Raw genomic sequence first — 14,909 nt, 5'->3', positions numbered from 1 at the left:
AATGGTTAATTTTATGGCATGTTAATACAGCGTAAATCATTATGAAGAAAAAAGACATTCAAATTTTACTGGTCGATGATGAGCCGGATATCCTGGAAATAGTTGGGTATAACCTGTCTGCAGAAGGTTACAAGGTAATCACAGCCAATAATGGTTCTGAAGCGGTGAAACTTGCAAAAAAGAATAAGCCACAGCTAGTTATACTGGATGTGATGATGCCTGAAATGGACGGGATAGAAGCCTGTGAACAGATCAGGAAAATTCCAGATATGGAAGACACCATAATTGCTTTCCTTACCGCCAGGGGAGAGGATTATTCTCAAATGGCGGGATTTGATGCCGGAGCTGACGATTATATAACCAAGCCTATTAAACCTAAGGTTCTGGTGAGTAAAGTAAAGGCTCTTTTAAGGCGGTACCGGGAAGATGAAAATTCATCTAATATCGTTAAATTAGGCGATATTACCATAAACAGGGAAGAATATAAGATCGTGACAGAGGGCGAAGAAATGGCCCTTCCTCGTAAAGAATTTGAATTACTATCCCTACTTGCTTCCAAACCTGGAAAGGTTTTCAAAAGGGAGGATATCCTCGATACAGTATGGGGTAACGATATTGTTGTAGGAGGAAGAACCATAGATGTTCATATTAGGAAATTACGTGAAAAAATAGGGGATAAAAGAATCAAGACCATAAAAGGGGTAGGTTATAAGTTTGTAATTTAATGCCAAAAAAATTTAAGCGCTCATATCGATTTGCAATAAGGACATCGCTTTATATAAGTTTATTCCTTGCGATCTTAATGGGAGTGTACATGTATCTCCAATCTGCCTTTTCAGTTTTTTGGTGGCTGCTTTTTATCCTTCTTTCTTACGTTTTTTCCTTTATGATCGTTCAGTATCGCGTGGAACGATTTATTTACCGTCGCATTAAAAAAGTATACGACAGCGTATCTCTTCTTGATTCCAAAACATTAAACCCAAACCAGATAACCACAGATATGTCCAGTCTTACTATGGAGGTTAAGAAGTTTGCCGAGGATAAAAAGCTGGAAATCGAGACCCTGAAGGTGAGGGAAGCTTACCGGAAGGAATTCATGGGGAATGTTTCTCATGAATTAAAAACCCCTCTTTTTACGGTCCAGGGATATATACTTACCCTTCTGGATGGAGCTTATAAGGACAAAGCGGTACGAAAAAAATACCTTAATCGGGCCAGTAAGGGAGTGGAAAGACTTATTTATATTGTCAGGGATCTTGATATGATCACCAAACTGGAGACTGGTGATCTGCATTTAAGGTACGAGAGCTTCGATATTGTGGAACTTATCCAGGCATCTTTTGATCTTCTGGAGATGAAAGCAGCTAAAAAGAATATCACTCTAACCTTTGATATGGAATATGAAGAGCCCGTTATGGTGAGGGCCGATAAGGAAAGAATCCAGCAGGTGCTTACCAATCTTATAGTGAACTCCATCAAATATGGAAAGAAAGGTGGTACCACCGAAATAAGTATAGAAAACCTGATCAAGAACAAAGTGATCATAAGAGTTACCGATAATGGTGAAGGGATTGCCAAAGATAATATCCCTCGTCTTTTTGAACGCTTTTACAGGGTTGATAAAAGTGGATCGAGAAAAGAAGGAGGTTCTGGTCTTGGCCTTTCCATCGTGAAACATATTCTGGAAGCCCACGGAGAAAAGATTTATGTGGAAAGCGTATTTGGCGTGGGTAGTGAATTTTCATTCACACTCGAAAAAAGTAAAGAGGTCCCCGAAGAAAGTGTGATTCCCGAAATTACTTAAGCCTTCAAAATTCTCTATTTTCTTTAATTTTGAAATTCTAAATTCATCCTGCGTGCTGAAAGGCGCAATATTCAATTCTCTTAATCTTTCGGCCAGATATTCCTGCTCAGGTTGTCCCGGTGTGGGAATAAAGAAAGCTTTTTTTTCAAGTTTGGAAAGATCCATCAAAGTGGTATAGCCCGATCTGCTAATGATGTACTTGCTACAATTTATTGCTTCCTGAAGGGCGCTACCGTATAAATAATTCTTGATATTGATGTTCGGATTATTTGTCAGATTCTGAGTTTCCTCGGTAATCACACCTCTTAAAAAAAGAACCTTATCACTGGTGTCTTTTAATTCCTGCAGAAGTATGGATTCAAGTATGCTGCGCTGAGGTTCGGGTCCGCTTAAAAGAACCAGATAATCATAGATCTCTGGAACTCCGGTTTTTTTAAACCGGCTTAAGTGGCCAATGTATTTGACATTTTCGGGTTTCCTGGGTAGATGTCCCAAAACACCACTTAGATTATCTTCACCTTCTACATCAGGGATCCAGCATTGGTCAAACTTTTTGATATAACTCTGATGCAGATAGCTGCTAAGAAAAGAAGTGTTGCCGCTCAGAACGTTCAACTGGTGGGTTATAAAAACATTCTTTTTTAGTTCCTTGCTTTTTACCCCCAGCCGGTTATCTGAAATTATTCCTTTTAGATCATATTCTTTTACCAGTCTTTTGGTGAGTGCCTTTTCAGCCTTGATCGCGTTTAGGATCCTGGGGCTGTTCATCATCAGTTTCCATTTTAAATTAATTCCGTTTTTGGAATACTGAATATTGTACGACGGAAGTTCAATATAGATTAGGTGAGGAAATTCCTTTTTCAGGAGTGTACCCGACTGACCGTCAGAAGCCATAACAGGTTCATAACCATGATCCTGAAGCTCTCTTATTATTGGGATGCAACGGGCTGCGTGCCCAAGTCCCCAATTGAGTGTTGCCACCAGTATCCTCTTCTTTCGCATAATACAAATATATTCTTGTCTACAGGTGTTCAATTTTCTTTAATTTTACCAAAATATTAAAATTTTCGTGGGAAGTAAGAATAAACTGAAACGCTTTAAGGAAAACGAAGAATTCAATAACGTAATCCAGCCATCACGTGAAGAACTTTTAGATGGATCTTTTGAATTAAAAGGTAAATGGAGCCGGGATTTCTTTAAAAATGATAACCCAATAGTACTCGAACTGGGTTGCGGAAAAGGGGAGTATACGGTGGAACTTGCAAAACAGGATCCGGGTAAGAACTATATAGGCGTCGATATTAAAGGAGCCCGTTTCTGGCGGGGTGCAAAGACGGCTTTAGAGGAAGGTCTTGAGAATGTTGCTTTTGTTAGAACCCAAATTGAACTCATTGAATATGTGTTCAGTAAATCTGAGGTGAGTGAGATCTGGATCACTTTCCCGGATCCTCAGATAAAATATAAGAGAACAAAACACCGACTTACCAATAGCGAGTTTCTCCAGAGATATAAGAATATCCTCAAAGAAGATGGTTTTGTTCATCTAAAGACAGATTCAGAATTCATGCATGGTTATACTCTGGGGCTTCTGCATGGTGAAGGTCATGAGGTGCTGTATGCCCATCATGATATTTACCGGAACGAATATTCGCCAAAAGAGGTTACCGGGATACAAACTTTCTATGAAAAACAGTATCTTGAAAAAGGAAAACCTATTACTTATATTCGGTTCAAGATTAAATAAGGGGTATTGGAAGAAACTAAACTATTCCTCATTACTTACTTTGCGGCATTTCTGGGCGTAGTGCCTCCGGGTTTGGTGAATATGACCGTAGCCAAAACCTGTGTGGAGCGTGGTAAGAAAAATGGGATGTATGTTGCCTTTGGAGCAGCTATCGTCGTATTAATTCAGGCATTTATTGCGGTGATGCTCGCCAAGTACATTTTTGATCATCCTTTTGTTCGAAAAATGCTTTTAAGGGCCGGCCTGGTAATTTTTTCTATTCTTTTTATTTATTTTTTTCTGAAGGCAAGGAAAAAGAAAAAATTTGAACATACGACAAAAAAGGCCAATGCAAACAGCATTCTAAAGGGGATGCTTGTGGCTGTCCTGAATCTTTTTCCTATTCCTTATTTTGTAGCTATAGCCGGAGCCATGGATCTTAGTAATACGGTTACTTATGACTGGTCGATGATAATTTCATTTTCCACTGCCGCAGCCTTAGGCACTTTCACGACACTTTATTTGTATGTTCTTTCCTTTGCTAAAATTGAAGAAAAGGTTGACTCCTTTGCAAAATATTCCAATTACTTCATGGCGAGTTTAATGATGGTATTGATTTTTATTACGTTAATAAGGATGTATAACCTTTAAGATGAACAAGGATCAGGGCTTTTTTGAAAGGGTTTACGGGGTTTGCCGGCTTATTCCTAAAGGAAGGGTTACCTCTTATGGAGCAATAGCGAAATATCTTGGATCGGCCAGAAGTTCCAGAATGGTTGGCTGGGCAATGAATTCGTCAAAAAGTATGGAAGATATCCCTGCACACAGGGTGGTTAACAGAAATGGGGTCCTTACAGGGAAGAGTCATTTTGGAGGTACCGATGCCATGCAACAACTCCTTGAAGAAGAAGGGGTTCCTGTAAAGAATTTACAGGTTCAGGATTTTGAGAAGTTTTTTTGGGATCCCATGAAAGAACTTCCTTAAAATAAGCCCTTTTATTTTCCTATAATTTCCGGTTATTTCATAATAAATCTAATATTGCTAAATTCTTCGTATTCTTAGCTTTTCCACCTATATTTGCATTTAGAATCAATCTACATAAGCTAAAGATCTGATTAAAAACCAGTCTATGAAATTGAACAGAAAAGAAATTTTAAAAGCCCTCGAAACCATATCTGTAGCAGGTGAAGGAAAAAATATGGTGGAAAGTGGGGTCGTGCAAAACGTAATGACATTTGGTGATGAAGTAGTGGTTGATCTGGTACTTCAGAATCCAGCTCTCCATATCAAGAAAAGAGCAGAGGTGGACGTAATGAAGGTTATTCATGAAAAGGTCTACCAAAAAGCTAAGGTTAAGGTCAATGTAAAAGTAGAGGCTCCCGAGAAAAAGAAACCTGAGATCAAGGGAAAACCAATTCCGGGTATTCAGAATATTATCGCCGTAGCCTCCGGTAAGGGAGGGGTAGGTAAATCTACCGTAACCGCAAACCTGGCCGTGACCCTGTCCAAAATGGGATTCAAGGTTGGTATATTGGATGCTGATATTTATGGACCTTCTACGCCCATAATGTTTGATGTGGAAGCTGAAAGACCACTTTCTGTAAACGTGGATGGTAAGTCTAAAATGAAGCCTGTTGAAAATTACGGAGTGAAGATCCTTTCAATAGGATTTTTTACTAAACCTAATCAGGCGGTAGTTTGGAGAGGACCAATGGCGGCGAAGGCCCTTAACCAGATGATCTTCGATGCTGCCTGGGGAGAGCTTGATTTTCTGCTGGTGGATCTTCCTCCGGGAACAGGAGATATTCACCTTTCAATCATGCAATCATTGCCAATTACAGGTTCCGTGATCGTAAGTACTCCGCAAAATGTGGCCCTTGCAGATGCAAAAAAAGGGGTAGCAATGTTCCAGCAGGAAAGCATTAATGTTCCTGTTTTAGGAATCGTGGAAAATATGGCCTATTTCACTCCAGAAGAATTGCCAGATAATAAATATTATATTTTCGGTAAGGAAGGAGCAAAGAATCTGTCTGAAGACCTTAAGGTTCCGTTCCTTGGTGAGATTCCACTGGTTCAAAGCCTTAGGGAGTCAGGGGATATAGGAAGACCGGCAGCTTTACAAACAGCTACTCCTCTGGAAGCGGCTTTTGAGAATATCACTAGAAATATGGTACAGGAAACCGTAAACAGGAATAAGAGTCTGCCTCCAACCGAAGCTATTAAGATTACCACCATGGCAGGATGTAGTGCTGTTAATAAGAAATAAATGACAAGCGAAGAAGTTAAAATTAATGTTGAAAAGGCTCTGGCAGAGATACGTCCGTTCCTGGAAAGTGACGGGGGAAATATCTCTCTGGTGGCTATTGAAGATGACAGGCTGGTTAAGGTTCAGTTGGAAGGTGCATGCGTTGGATGTACTGTAAACCAGATGACACTTAAAAGTGGTGTGGAGATGACCATAAAAAAATATGTTCCTCAGATTGAGGAAGTGGTGAACATCGAAAAGTAGAACCTGCCTGCGTTTAATTGAAGTCAGAACATGATTAAAACCGATATACTTATCATTGGTGCCGGGCCAACCGGCCTTTTTGCCGTTTTTGAAGCAGGATTATTAAAACTCAAATGTCACCTGATTGATGCCCTTCCTCAGCCGGGAGGACAGTGCTCGGAGATTTACCCTAAGAAGCCGATTTATGATATTCCTGGTTTTCCGGAAGTACTTGCCGGGGACCTGGTAGATAATCTTATGGAACAGATCAAACCTTTTGAACCGGGATTCACTCTTGGGGAAAGGGCTGAAACCATAGATAAGCAGGAAGACGGCAGCTTTATTGTTACTACCAGTAAAGGGACGAAACATCATGCTCCGGTCGTGGTGATTGCCGGTGGCCTTGGAAGCTTTGAGCCTCGTAAACCACCTATTCCGGGTATAAAAAATTATGAAGATAATGGCGTTGCATATATAATCCGGGATCCGGAGATTTATCGCGATAAAAAGATAGTTATTGCTGGCGGTGGGGACTCTGCATTGGACTGGAGTATCTATCTTGCTGAGATCGCTAAGGAAGTTTCACTCGTACATCGTAGAAAGGATTTCCGGGGCGCTTTGGATTCAGTTGAAAAAGTTGAGGAATTATCAAAGATCGGTAAGATTAACTTGGTTACGGATGCCGAAGTAGTTGACCTTAAGGGTGAAGATAAGCTCGATTCTGTCCTTATCAGGCATAAAGATGAGGCCAGAGGGGAAGAGTTGAAAGAAACAGATTATTTTATACCATTGTTCGGTTTATCTCCCAAGCTGGGACCTATTGCGAATTGGGGTCTTGAGATAGAAAAGAATGCGATAAAGGTAGATAATTCATACGATTATCAAACCAATATTCCCGGGATCTATGCTATCGGGGATGTGAATACTTATAAAGGAAAGCTTAAACTTATACTTTGCGGCTTTCATGAAGCTGCTATTATGTGCCAGAGTGCTTATCAGCGAATAAATCCTGATAAGAAATACGTGATGAAATATACAACTGTAAGTGGTGTGAATGGGTTTGATGGCAGTAAAAAAGAAGCAAAAAAAGAGGTTATAAGAAGTATTAAGTAAACATCTTCACACAATATCAGATTCCACACCTAAAAAATTCTGTAATAAATTCAGAATGACGATATTTGCGGCCAGATTTTAGAAATTATGTCTGATATAAAAATTACAATTATTGACAGGGAGGGTGAAGCGCATACCATCGACGCTCCAACCGATATGAACATGAACCTTATGGAAGTGATTCGCTCTTATGAGCTGGCTCCTGAGGGAACAATAGGCATTTGCGGTGGCATGGCCATGTGTGCTTCATGCCAGTGTTATATGCTTAATCTGCAACATATGCTTCCTGAAATGAGTATTGAAGAAGAAGACATGCTGGATCAGGCATTTTTAGTGGAAGATAACAGCAGGTTGAGTTGCCAGATTCCAATTACCCATGAACTGGAGGGTCTTGAAGTTAAGATCGCGCCCGCTTCAGAATAATTTTTATAATCCCTGTGAGCTAATCGAAGCGGTCTCTGCTTATGTTAAGCAAAGCTTAGCTAATTAAGCGTATTCAAGTTTGGCCTTTTCCTCAATTTCAGTTTCGATCCCATTCCAGAGTTCCAGTCTGCTCCTTAAAGATGTTTCTGCAGTTTCTTTGGCTTCATCCCATTTCTTCTGATCTTTTCCGCAAAGATCTTCAACCATTTTATAAGCCATGGGTCCATGCTCTTCCTCATCCAGTTCGATGTGGCGGTCAAAGTAATATTTGAAAAGGCTGAGATCTTCATCCGGAAAGCTTTCCTGAACTTTTTTAATGATGGAAGAGAACATTGCAGGGATGAGTCCCTCCCGTCCAAAGGTGAAGGCCGAGGCGATCTTATGAGGCTCCCTGCTATAAACCACTTCAAAGGTGTTTTTAAGGAACTTCTTAATGCTAACGGGTAATTTACTAGTAGCAATTATCAGGAATATATCGGTTCCATGTGAAACCTGCATGAGAAAATCTTCAATTTTCTTCTTTTCTGCTCCTGCAGCGGTCATGGCATCCAGATACATCTCAAAATGACTCTGTCTTTTACCATGAATGTCGATATCGGTTTCTTCTGCAAGAACTATTTCATTAATGAGATATCTCGTTTCCGGGTCCCCTATCGGTAGCCAGGGATTTGTTGTTTTTGTAAGTTTTTCCTGCAAGGCAGTAAGAAGAGACATAAAATCCCATACCGCAAATACGTGATGTTCCATGAAAATCTGAAGATGCTCAGGGGTATTTATTTTCTTATATAAAGGGTGGTTTATTAACTGATTGGTGAGAGGTCCTAAACTTGCGTTTATCTCTTTGATCATAATACTTGCTAATTTTTTGCAAAGGTAAAATCTGAGCAGGAATTATAAAATCTTAGCGAGTTTTTAATGCTTGTTTAACGCAGATTATCAGCATATTGAATTAATTTAAAATAATGACAGCCCAAAATGCATATATCATAAATGTGATTATCTTTTATTCCAAGAAATCCAAAGACTATCTAAGGGTGGAAGGTGTGGTTGCCAAAAAACCGAAGCCTTTAAAAAATGAATGCTGCGAAAAATATAAAAAGGGCAAGCGCTGTAAGCGTTGCCCTTGCTTTGATCTACTTTAATAAGTCACTGAGAGGAAGTGATGAGCGAAGGAATCTCTTCATGAGATTGCTTCTCCGCCTGTAGCGGATCGCAATGACAACTGGTTTGAAATGAATTCTGCGGACTGAGCCTGTCGAAGTCCGAGTTTTGATAAATGCGCTTCGTCAAGCTCATCGTGTCAAACTAAAAAGCAGGAATTCCGGTAATGTCCAATCCTGTGATCAATAGATGAATATCATGTGTTCCTTCATAAGTGATCACACTTTCCAGGTTCATCATATGGCGCATAATGCTATACTCACCGGTGATTCCCATTCCGCCAAGGACCTGGCGTGCTTCGCGGGCTATTTTAATGGCCATTTCAACATTGTTCCTTTTTGCCATTGAGATCTGTGCAGAGGTGGCTTTCCCTTCATTTTTTAATGTGCCAAGTCTCCATGCCATCAACTGTGCTTTGGTGATCTCGGTTATCATCTCGGCCAGTTTCTTTTGCTGTAGCTGTTTTGATGCGATTGGTGAGCCAAACTGCTCTCTCTCCTTGGCATATCTTAAAGCGGTATCATAGCAATCCATAGCGGCTCCTATTGCACCCCAAGCAATTCCGTATCGGGCGGAATCCAAACAACCCAGAGGTGCACCCAATCCGGATTTCCCAGGCATCAGGTTTTCTTTCGGAACCATGACATTGTCGAAAATAAGCTCTCCGGTAGCGCTTGCGCGAAGGGACCATTTATTATGAGTTTCGGGAGTAGTGAAGCCATCCATCCCACGCTCAACTATCAATCCGTGAATTCGTCCTTCTTCATTCTTCGCCCAGACGATGGCTATATCCGCAAAGGGTGAATTAGAGATCCACATTTTGGCTCCATTTAGTAAATAATGATCGCCTTTATCTTTAAAGTTTGTGGTCATTCCTCCGGGATTGGAACCATGATCAGGCTCGGTTAGCCCAAAACAACCAATCATTTCTCCGGTTGCCAGCTTTGGAAGGTATTTTTTCTTTTGTTCTTCGGTTCCGTACTTAAAAATTGGATACATTACCAGAGATGATTGAACAGAAGCTGTGGAACGAATTCCGCTATCGCCACGTTCAATTTCCTGCATGATTAAACCGTAAGAGATCTGGTCTAACCCTGCCCCTCCATATTCTTCAGGAATGTAAGGACCAAAAGCACCGATTTCGGCAAGGCCCTTAATAAGTTGTTTTGGGAATTCGGCTTTTTGAGCGGCTTCCTCTATTATTGGCGAAACTTCACGTTTTACAAATTCGCGGGTAGCATCGCGTACCATTTTATGTTCGTCGGTTAGCAGCTCATCAAGATTGTAATAATCAGGAGCCTGGAATTGATCTGGTTTCATTTGTGTAGTGTTTCCAACAAATGTAACCAAGTCTTTATTGTGAAGCAATCTTTTATTTAGACTTTGAAGGTTTGTCGAATCGCCATGCTGAACTTGGTTCTGAATCTTTTCAGTACATCTTACAGACCCAAATTCATAATGACGGCATCATGTAGAGAGAATTATAACTTTAAGTAGAAATCTTTAACTAGATCCTTGAATTCTTTGGTGTAATTGTGCCTTGAAATTTCCAGAATCAGCTCATCAACTACTGTGTCTTTTTTATCAAAACAAAGACTTATCAGGCTCCTTTTAACCGGGGATTCCTTTGTGCCTTTTACCCTGGTGATCTTATTAGGAAATAAACTATGGGAGCTGGCTATTTCTATAGCTTTTTGTTCTTCTGAAAAGGGAATGATCAGATCAAAATGTCCTTTTTCTGATAGTAGGAGAGAAGCTCCCTCAATCAATTCGGTTAATGGAAGAGCATCAGAAAAACGTGCCTGATCGCGGTTTTCATCTCCTGTCTTATAATCTTCAGAATGGAATGGAGGATTGGAAATAATGAGATCATATTTTTCTTCATCCTGCATTTCGTCTACAAATTCATCAAAACCGGCATGATAACAGAACAAACGGTCACCCCAGTCACTTTTTTCGAAATTCTCTACAGCCTGCTCATAGGCATTCTCTTCAATTTCGAGGGCATCGATTAAGGGGGCATCAGATCTCTGGGCCATCATTAAAGAGATCAGTCCGGTCCCGGTTCCGATATCAAGGATACTTTTCGGACTATGTTCCAGTGAAGACCAGGCACCAAGAAGTACTCCGTCGGTTCCAATCTTCATAGCGCACCGGTCCTGGTCTATGCTGAATTGTTTGAATTTGAAGGCTTGATCGGACATTTTATAGTGGTATTAGGTCATCCTGAACTTAATGCAGGATCTGTTGTGAAGCTGACCTTTCGACTGCGCTCAAGGTGACGCTTCAATTGGACTATGGAAAAATATGTGTATAAAAAAAGAGGTTTTAAATAAATAAAACCTCTTAATTGAAATTATTTAAAATTAGCTTAGCCTAAAGCTACTCTTTCAAATCCTACAACTTCAAGGTCACTGTCTACAGATTTTACATATTCTGCAACGCTTTGCTTGTTGTCTTTAATGTATGCCTGATGAACTAAAGTGTTGTCTTTGAAGAAACGCTGAAGTTTACCCTGAGCGATCTTATCAAGCATATTTTCCGGCTTGCCTTCCTCTCTTAGTGTGTCTTTAGCTATCTCGATCTCTTTATCGATAGTGGCCTGGTCTACACCTTCTTCGTTAAGAGCCACAGGATTCATAGCAGCAGCCTGCATAGAAACGTTCTTTGCAGCTTCTTCAGCTCCGTCAACATTTTTAGAAAGACCTGTAAGAACAGCAATTTTGTTACCAGCGTGGATGTAAGAACCTACGAAAGGAGCTTCTAAAGTTTTGAATGCACCGATCTCGATCTTCTCCCCAATAACTCCGGTTTGCTCTGTAAGTTTATCTTCTACAGAGATTCCATTGTAATCTGCTTTTAATAACTCTTCTTTAGTATTGTAGTTAAGAGCCATTTCAGCGAAATCGTTAGCAAGTTTTACGAAATCATCGTTTTTTGCCACAAAGTCGGTTTCACAGTTTAAAGAAATGATCACACCTTTAGTGTTATCTCCATTTACCTGTGCGATAGCTGCACCTTCAGATGAATCTCTGTCGGCTCTCTTAGCAGCAACTTTCTGACCCTTCTTACGTAGCAATTCGATTGCCTGATCAAAATCACCATCAGCTTCAACAAGTGCCTTCTTACAGTCCATCATACCAGCACCGGTTGCTTTTCTTAATTTATTTACTTCAGCGGCGGTTATCTTAGCCATAATATTGTTTTTTATTTAAAAAGTCGTTTAGAAACTAACGGTTAAGAAAGGAACTAAACGACTTCTGGAAATTATCAAAATGTTATTTTATTCTTCTTCGTCGTTAGAAGATTTTTTTGCTTTCTCAAGAGTTTCCTGCTTAGATTCAAGCTTTGTATCCTTCTTAGCTTCTTTCATCGCCTTTTTGTCTTCGGCATCTTTAGAAGGAGCTTCCGCTTTTTCTTTCTTAGCTTTCTTAGGAGCATTTTCTGCACCTTCCTCTTTATCCGCTTTTTCTTCTTTCTTCTTAGAGTCTTTGTTAGACTTTCTTTCAGAAAGACCTTCTACGATAGAATCTGAAACATAAGAAACAACTTTGCTAATAGATTTAGAAGCATCGTCGTTAGATGGTATTACGTACTCAACCTCACGTGGGTCTGAGTTTGTATCTACCATTGCGAAAATTGGAATGTTTAATTTTTGGGCTTCCTTGATGGCGATGTGCTCACGAGTGATATCCACTACGAACAATGCTCCAGGAAGTCTGGACATATCAGAAATAGAACCTAAGTTCTTTTCAAGCTTTGCTCTAAGGCGGTCTACCTGAAGACGCTCTTTTTTGGAAAGAGAGTTAAAGGTTCCGTCTTTCTTCATTCTATCAATAGAAGCCATTTTCTTAACAGCTTTACGGATAGTCACGAAGTTGGTAAGCATACCACCAGGCCAACGCTCAGTGATATAAGGCATGTTTGCCTTTTCTGCCTGCTCAGCAACGATTTCTTTAGCCTGTTTTTTAGTGGCTACGAAAAGGATCTTTCTACCACTGGCTGCGATCTTTGCAAGGGCCTCACCGGCTTCCTGCATTTTTGCAGCACTCTTATATAAGTTGATGATGTGGATACCGTTGCGCTCCATATAGATATACGGGGCCATATTTGGGTTCCATCTTCTTGTTAAGTGTCCAAAATGAACACCAGCATCAAGTAATTCTTTTACTTCTACTTTGTTTGCCATTTTTGTAATAGTTTACTTTCTGTTGAGATAGCAACATTCAGGTGGCTACTATTAAGTACGGCCCTGACTGTTTAGATGCTAAACTAACCCCTGCTCGGCATGAACAGAGTAACAACAAATTGATTAATTTTTTAAGAACTTTCCGGTTATGATTCCGGCAAATAATATTAACGTTTAGAGAACTGGAATTTCTTACGGGCTTTTTTCTGACCGTATTTCTTACGTTCTACCATACGTGGATCCCTTGTTAGAAGACCTTCCGGTTTAAGAACACCGTGGTTTTCTTCGTCAAGCGCTACCATAGCTCTGGAAAGTGCAAGACGGATCGCTTCAGCCTGACCAGTGATACCTCCACCGTAAACATTGATTTTTACATCAAAGTTTCCTTCATTTTCGGTAAGCATCATCGGTTGATTCACCTTATATAATAAGGTTCCTGTAGTGAAGTAATCTTTAAGGTCTTTCTTGTTTACTGTAACGTTTCCTTTTCCTTCTGAAACGTATACACGGGCCACAGCAGTCTTTCTACGGCCAATTTTGTGAATTACCTCCATTACTTAATGTCGTTTAAGTTAATAGTTTTAGGTTTTTGCGCTTCGTGATCGTGCTCAGATCCTGCATAAACCTTAAGATTTCTAAATAAATCTGCTCCAAGTTTGTTCTTTGGAAGCATGCCTTTAATGGCTTTTTCAACAAGTCTTTCCGGATTCTTATTGAATAATTCTGAAGCTGTTAGACTTCTCTGTCCACCCGGGTAACCTGTGTGACGGATGTATTCTTTCGCGTCCCATTTTTTTCCTGTCAGGTTAACTCCTAATGCGTTAAGAACAATTACATTGTCTCCGCAGTCAACATGTGGGGTGAAATTAGGCTTGTGCTTTCCTCGAAGCAGGTATGCTACTCTGGAGGCAAGACGACCCAATGATTGTCCTTCAGCATCTACCACAACCCATTCCTTGGTTCTGGTGGCCTTATTGGCCGATACTGTTTTGTAACTTAATGTGTCCACACCAATTGATTTTACTAATTATTAAACATTCCAATCCCGTTTGCCCGAATCTCAATCGGGAAAACAGGGGTGCAAATGTACAATTATAAATTCATATAGCAAATAGGGTGATGATTATTTTAAATGCTTCAAAAGAGCTGATTCTCAATTAAATCTACTTGCCCCGGATTTTTAATCCTGTCTGTTTCCAATGTAAGAATGATAAATATATTTAAAGTAAGAATATTTTATCTATAACCGATAAAAAGCGTTAAAGTCCGATAAAATACATTTTTAGTGTTAAAAAAGTCATAAAATTTGTTTCCCTTTTTTACTTTTGTATCCCAAATCTAATCCCAATGACGATGATGAATGTATTAGAAATTAAAAAGTTAGCGTTCTTTTCCCTCGTAGCTTTGCTTCTGATGAGTTGTAGCAAGGAAGAAGCTTATATGGAAGATGAAATGATCAAAGTGAGTAACGCTACCATAACCTCAAATGATCTTATTGGTCACTGGAAATTATCCAGAATGGTTTCTGATACCGCTGTGAATTTAAACCAGGATGGAAGCTACAGTACCAATTTAATGGATGAAACTTCATGTTTTAACAATATGAGTATAACATTTAACAGTGATGGTACGTTTATAACTAATAATGCGACCATGACTTTTGAGTCAGGCAGCAACGGGGACCAGTTCTCTTGTATTGCCGATAGAATAGACACCGGCGACTGGAAGGTGGAGAATGACAATCTGGTGCTAACTATGGATATCGATGGGTTTACATATACTCATTCTAAAGCGATAGACATGACCAGCAATACTTTTTCCTTTGATGTTACTAAAATTGAATCAGATCAATATGTGGATGATCCGGGAAATACGCAGGCATCAGAAATAAGAATTTTAGAGCTGGAGTATACTAAGGCAGAGTAATCCAGCCTAATTGTAGTTTTTAGTGTTAGTTGGAAAACCTCACAGGTGTTTACCTGTGAGGTTTTTTATTGAATATGCTAT

The 14,909-nt window shown here is 39.8% G+C and carries 18 protein-coding genes; 10 read left to right on the top strand and 8 right to left on the bottom strand.

Annotated elements, in window-relative coordinates; genetic code table 11:
• Positions 1-41: 41 nt before the first annotated feature.
• Positions 42-725, top strand: a complete 684-nt coding sequence (locus LU635_RS08135) for a response regulator transcription factor (RefSeq protein WP_240097999.1) — start codon at positions 42-44, stop codon at positions 723-725.
• Entirely contained in the window at positions 725-1,804 is a 1,080-nt protein-coding gene (locus LU635_RS08130) for a sensor histidine kinase (RefSeq protein ID WP_240097997.1), read from the top strand. Before LU635_RS08135 ends, LU635_RS08130 begins: the two co-directional genes overlap by 1 nt.
• On the opposite strand, the gene LU635_RS08125 is transcribed toward LU635_RS08130, so the two are convergent.
• Positions 1,742-2,806 carry a glycosyltransferase gene (locus LU635_RS08125; RefSeq protein WP_240097995.1) on the bottom strand — a complete coding sequence of 355 codons (1,065 nt, stop codon included), beginning with the start codon at positions 2,804-2,806 and terminating at the stop codon, positions 1,742-1,744. The genes LU635_RS08130 and LU635_RS08125 overlap by 63 nt on opposite strands.
• A gap of 67 nt (positions 2,807-2,873) precedes the next feature.
• On the opposite strand from LU635_RS08125, the gene trmB reads away from it, so the two are divergent.
• From trmB to LU635_RS08090, 7 genes are all read left to right on the top strand, one after another.
• A complete protein-coding gene (gene trmB / locus LU635_RS08120; RefSeq protein ID WP_240097993.1) occupies positions 2,874-3,548 on the top strand; it encodes a tRNA (guanosine(46)-N7)-methyltransferase TrmB in 675 nt (224 codons plus the stop codon).
• Between the two features lie 6 nt (positions 3,549-3,554).
• Positions 3,555-4,178 carry a LysE family translocator gene (locus LU635_RS08115; protein WP_240097990.1) on the top strand — a complete coding sequence of 208 codons (624 nt, stop codon included), beginning with the start codon at positions 3,555-3,557 and terminating at the stop codon, positions 4,176-4,178.
• A 1-nt stretch (position 4,179) separates the two neighbouring features.
• Positions 4,180-4,512 (top strand): MGMT family protein, encoded by a 333-nt coding sequence (locus LU635_RS08110; protein WP_240097988.1) that lies wholly within the window; start codon positions 4,180-4,182, stop codon positions 4,510-4,512.
• A 145-nt stretch (positions 4,513-4,657) separates the two neighbouring features.
• Entirely contained in the window at positions 4,658-5,794 is a 1,137-nt protein-coding gene (locus tag LU635_RS08105) for an Mrp/NBP35 family ATP-binding protein (RefSeq protein ID WP_240097986.1), read from the top strand.
• Positions 5,795-6,037: a NifU family protein gene (locus LU635_RS08100; protein WP_240097984.1), complete on the top strand. Its 243-nt coding sequence runs from the start codon at positions 5,795-5,797 to the stop codon at positions 6,035-6,037.
• 30 nt (positions 6,038-6,067) lie between these two features.
• Positions 6,068-7,129 carry an NAD(P)/FAD-dependent oxidoreductase gene (locus LU635_RS08095; RefSeq protein WP_240097982.1) on the top strand — a complete coding sequence of 354 codons (1,062 nt, stop codon included), beginning with the start codon at positions 6,068-6,070 and terminating at the stop codon, positions 7,127-7,129.
• Between the two features lie 87 nt (positions 7,130-7,216).
• Positions 7,217-7,552, top strand: coding sequence for a 2Fe-2S iron-sulfur cluster-binding family protein (locus LU635_RS08090; protein WP_240097981.1), 336 nt, complete (start codon positions 7,217-7,219; stop codon positions 7,550-7,552).
• A gap of 63 nt (positions 7,553-7,615) precedes the next feature.
• Here LU635_RS08090 and LU635_RS08085 read toward each other — a convergent pair whose 3' ends face one another.
• The 7 genes from LU635_RS08085 to rplM all read right to left on the bottom strand — a co-directional run bounded on the left by LU635_RS08085 (position 7,616) and on the right by rplM (position 13,911).
• Positions 7,616-8,401 carry a DUF3050 domain-containing protein gene (locus tag LU635_RS08085; RefSeq protein ID WP_240097979.1) on the bottom strand — a complete coding sequence of 262 codons (786 nt, stop codon included), beginning with the start codon at positions 8,399-8,401 and terminating at the stop codon, positions 7,616-7,618.
• A gap of 456 nt (positions 8,402-8,857) precedes the next feature.
• On the bottom strand, positions 8,858-10,033 hold the full coding sequence (locus tag LU635_RS08080; RefSeq protein WP_240097977.1) for an acyl-CoA dehydrogenase family protein: 1,176 nt from the start codon (positions 10,031-10,033) through the stop codon (positions 8,858-8,860).
• A gap of 161 nt (positions 10,034-10,194) precedes the next feature.
• A complete protein-coding gene (locus tag LU635_RS08075; protein WP_240097975.1) occupies positions 10,195-10,917 on the bottom strand; it encodes a tRNA1(Val) (adenine(37)-N6)-methyltransferase in 723 nt (240 codons plus the stop codon).
• A 167-nt stretch (positions 10,918-11,084) separates the two neighbouring features.
• Complete coding sequence (tsf, locus tag LU635_RS08070; protein ID WP_240097973.1) at positions 11,085-11,909, bottom strand: translation elongation factor Ts; 825 nt, start codon at positions 11,907-11,909, stop codon at positions 11,085-11,087.
• A gap of 87 nt (positions 11,910-11,996) precedes the next feature.
• On the bottom strand, positions 11,997-12,902 hold the full coding sequence (rpsB, locus tag LU635_RS08065) for a 30S ribosomal protein S2 (RefSeq protein WP_240097971.1): 906 nt from the start codon (positions 12,900-12,902) through the stop codon (positions 11,997-11,999).
• A gap of 167 nt (positions 12,903-13,069) precedes the next feature.
• Positions 13,070-13,456, bottom strand: coding sequence for a 30S ribosomal protein S9 (gene rpsI / locus LU635_RS08060; protein WP_240097970.1), 387 nt, complete (start codon positions 13,454-13,456; stop codon positions 13,070-13,072).
• Entirely contained in the window at positions 13,456-13,911 is a 456-nt protein-coding gene (rplM, locus tag LU635_RS08055) for a 50S ribosomal protein L13 (protein WP_240097968.1), read from the bottom strand. The genes rpsI and rplM overlap by 1 nt, the downstream gene beginning before the upstream one ends.
• A 344-nt stretch (positions 13,912-14,255) precedes the next feature.
• Between rplM and LU635_RS08050 the strand changes: the two genes are divergently transcribed.
• Positions 14,256-14,828 carry a DUF5004 domain-containing protein gene (locus tag LU635_RS08050; protein ID WP_240097966.1) on the top strand — a complete coding sequence of 191 codons (573 nt, stop codon included), beginning with the start codon at positions 14,256-14,258 and terminating at the stop codon, positions 14,826-14,828.
• The last annotated feature ends 81 nt before the right edge of the window (positions 14,829-14,909 follow it).

Source organism: Christiangramia crocea (assembly GCF_022410465.1).
In the GTDB taxonomy this organism is placed as follows: Bacteria; Bacteroidota; Bacteroidia; order Flavobacteriales; family Flavobacteriaceae; genus Christiangramia; species Christiangramia crocea.
The sequence above is the reverse complement of the archived record's forward strand: the minus strand, read 5'-3'. Positions and strand labels throughout refer to the sequence as shown.

Coding starts and splice junctions, on each gene's coding strand:
- LU635_RS08095 (WP_240097982.1), top strand. CDS start 6,068: ATGATTAAAACCGATATACTTATCATTGGTGCCGGGCCAACCGGCCTT.
- rpsB (WP_240097971.1), bottom strand. CDS start 12,902: ATGGCAAACAAAGTAGAAGTAAAAGAATTACTTGATGCTGGTGTTCAT.
- LU635_RS08130 (WP_240097997.1), top strand. CDS start 725: ATGCCAAAAAAATTTAAGCGCTCATATCGATTTGCAATAAGGACATCG.
- LU635_RS08100 (WP_240097984.1), top strand. CDS start 5,795: ATGACAAGCGAAGAAGTTAAAATTAATGTTGAAAAGGCTCTGGCAGAG.
- LU635_RS08080 (WP_240097977.1), bottom strand. CDS start 10,033: ATGAAACCAGATCAATTCCAGGCTCCTGATTATTACAATCTTGATGAG.
- LU635_RS08105 (WP_240097986.1), top strand. CDS start 4,658: ATGAAATTGAACAGAAAAGAAATTTTAAAAGCCCTCGAAACCATATCT.
- rpsI (WP_240097970.1), bottom strand. CDS start 13,456: ATGGAGGTAATTCACAAAATTGGCCGTAGAAAGACTGCTGTGGCCCGT.
- LU635_RS08125 (WP_240097995.1), bottom strand. CDS start 2,806: ATGCGAAAGAAGAGGATACTGGTGGCAACACTCAATTGGGGACTTGGG.
- tsf (WP_240097973.1), bottom strand. CDS start 11,909: ATGGCTAAGATAACCGCCGCTGAAGTAAATAAATTAAGAAAAGCAACC.
- LU635_RS08090 (WP_240097981.1), top strand. CDS start 7,217: ATGTCTGATATAAAAATTACAATTATTGACAGGGAGGGTGAAGCGCAT.
- LU635_RS08135 (WP_240097999.1), top strand. CDS start 42: ATGAAGAAAAAAGACATTCAAATTTTACTGGTCGATGATGAGCCGGAT.
- LU635_RS08075 (WP_240097975.1), bottom strand. CDS start 10,917: ATGTCCGATCAAGCCTTCAAATTCAAACAATTCAGCATAGACCAGGAC.
- LU635_RS08110 (WP_240097988.1), top strand. CDS start 4,180: ATGAACAAGGATCAGGGCTTTTTTGAAAGGGTTTACGGGGTTTGCCGG.
- LU635_RS08085 (WP_240097979.1), bottom strand. CDS start 8,401: ATGATCAAAGAGATAAACGCAAGTTTAGGACCTCTCACCAATCAGTTA.
- LU635_RS08050 (WP_240097966.1), top strand. CDS start 14,256: ATGATGAATGTATTAGAAATTAAAAAGTTAGCGTTCTTTTCCCTCGTA.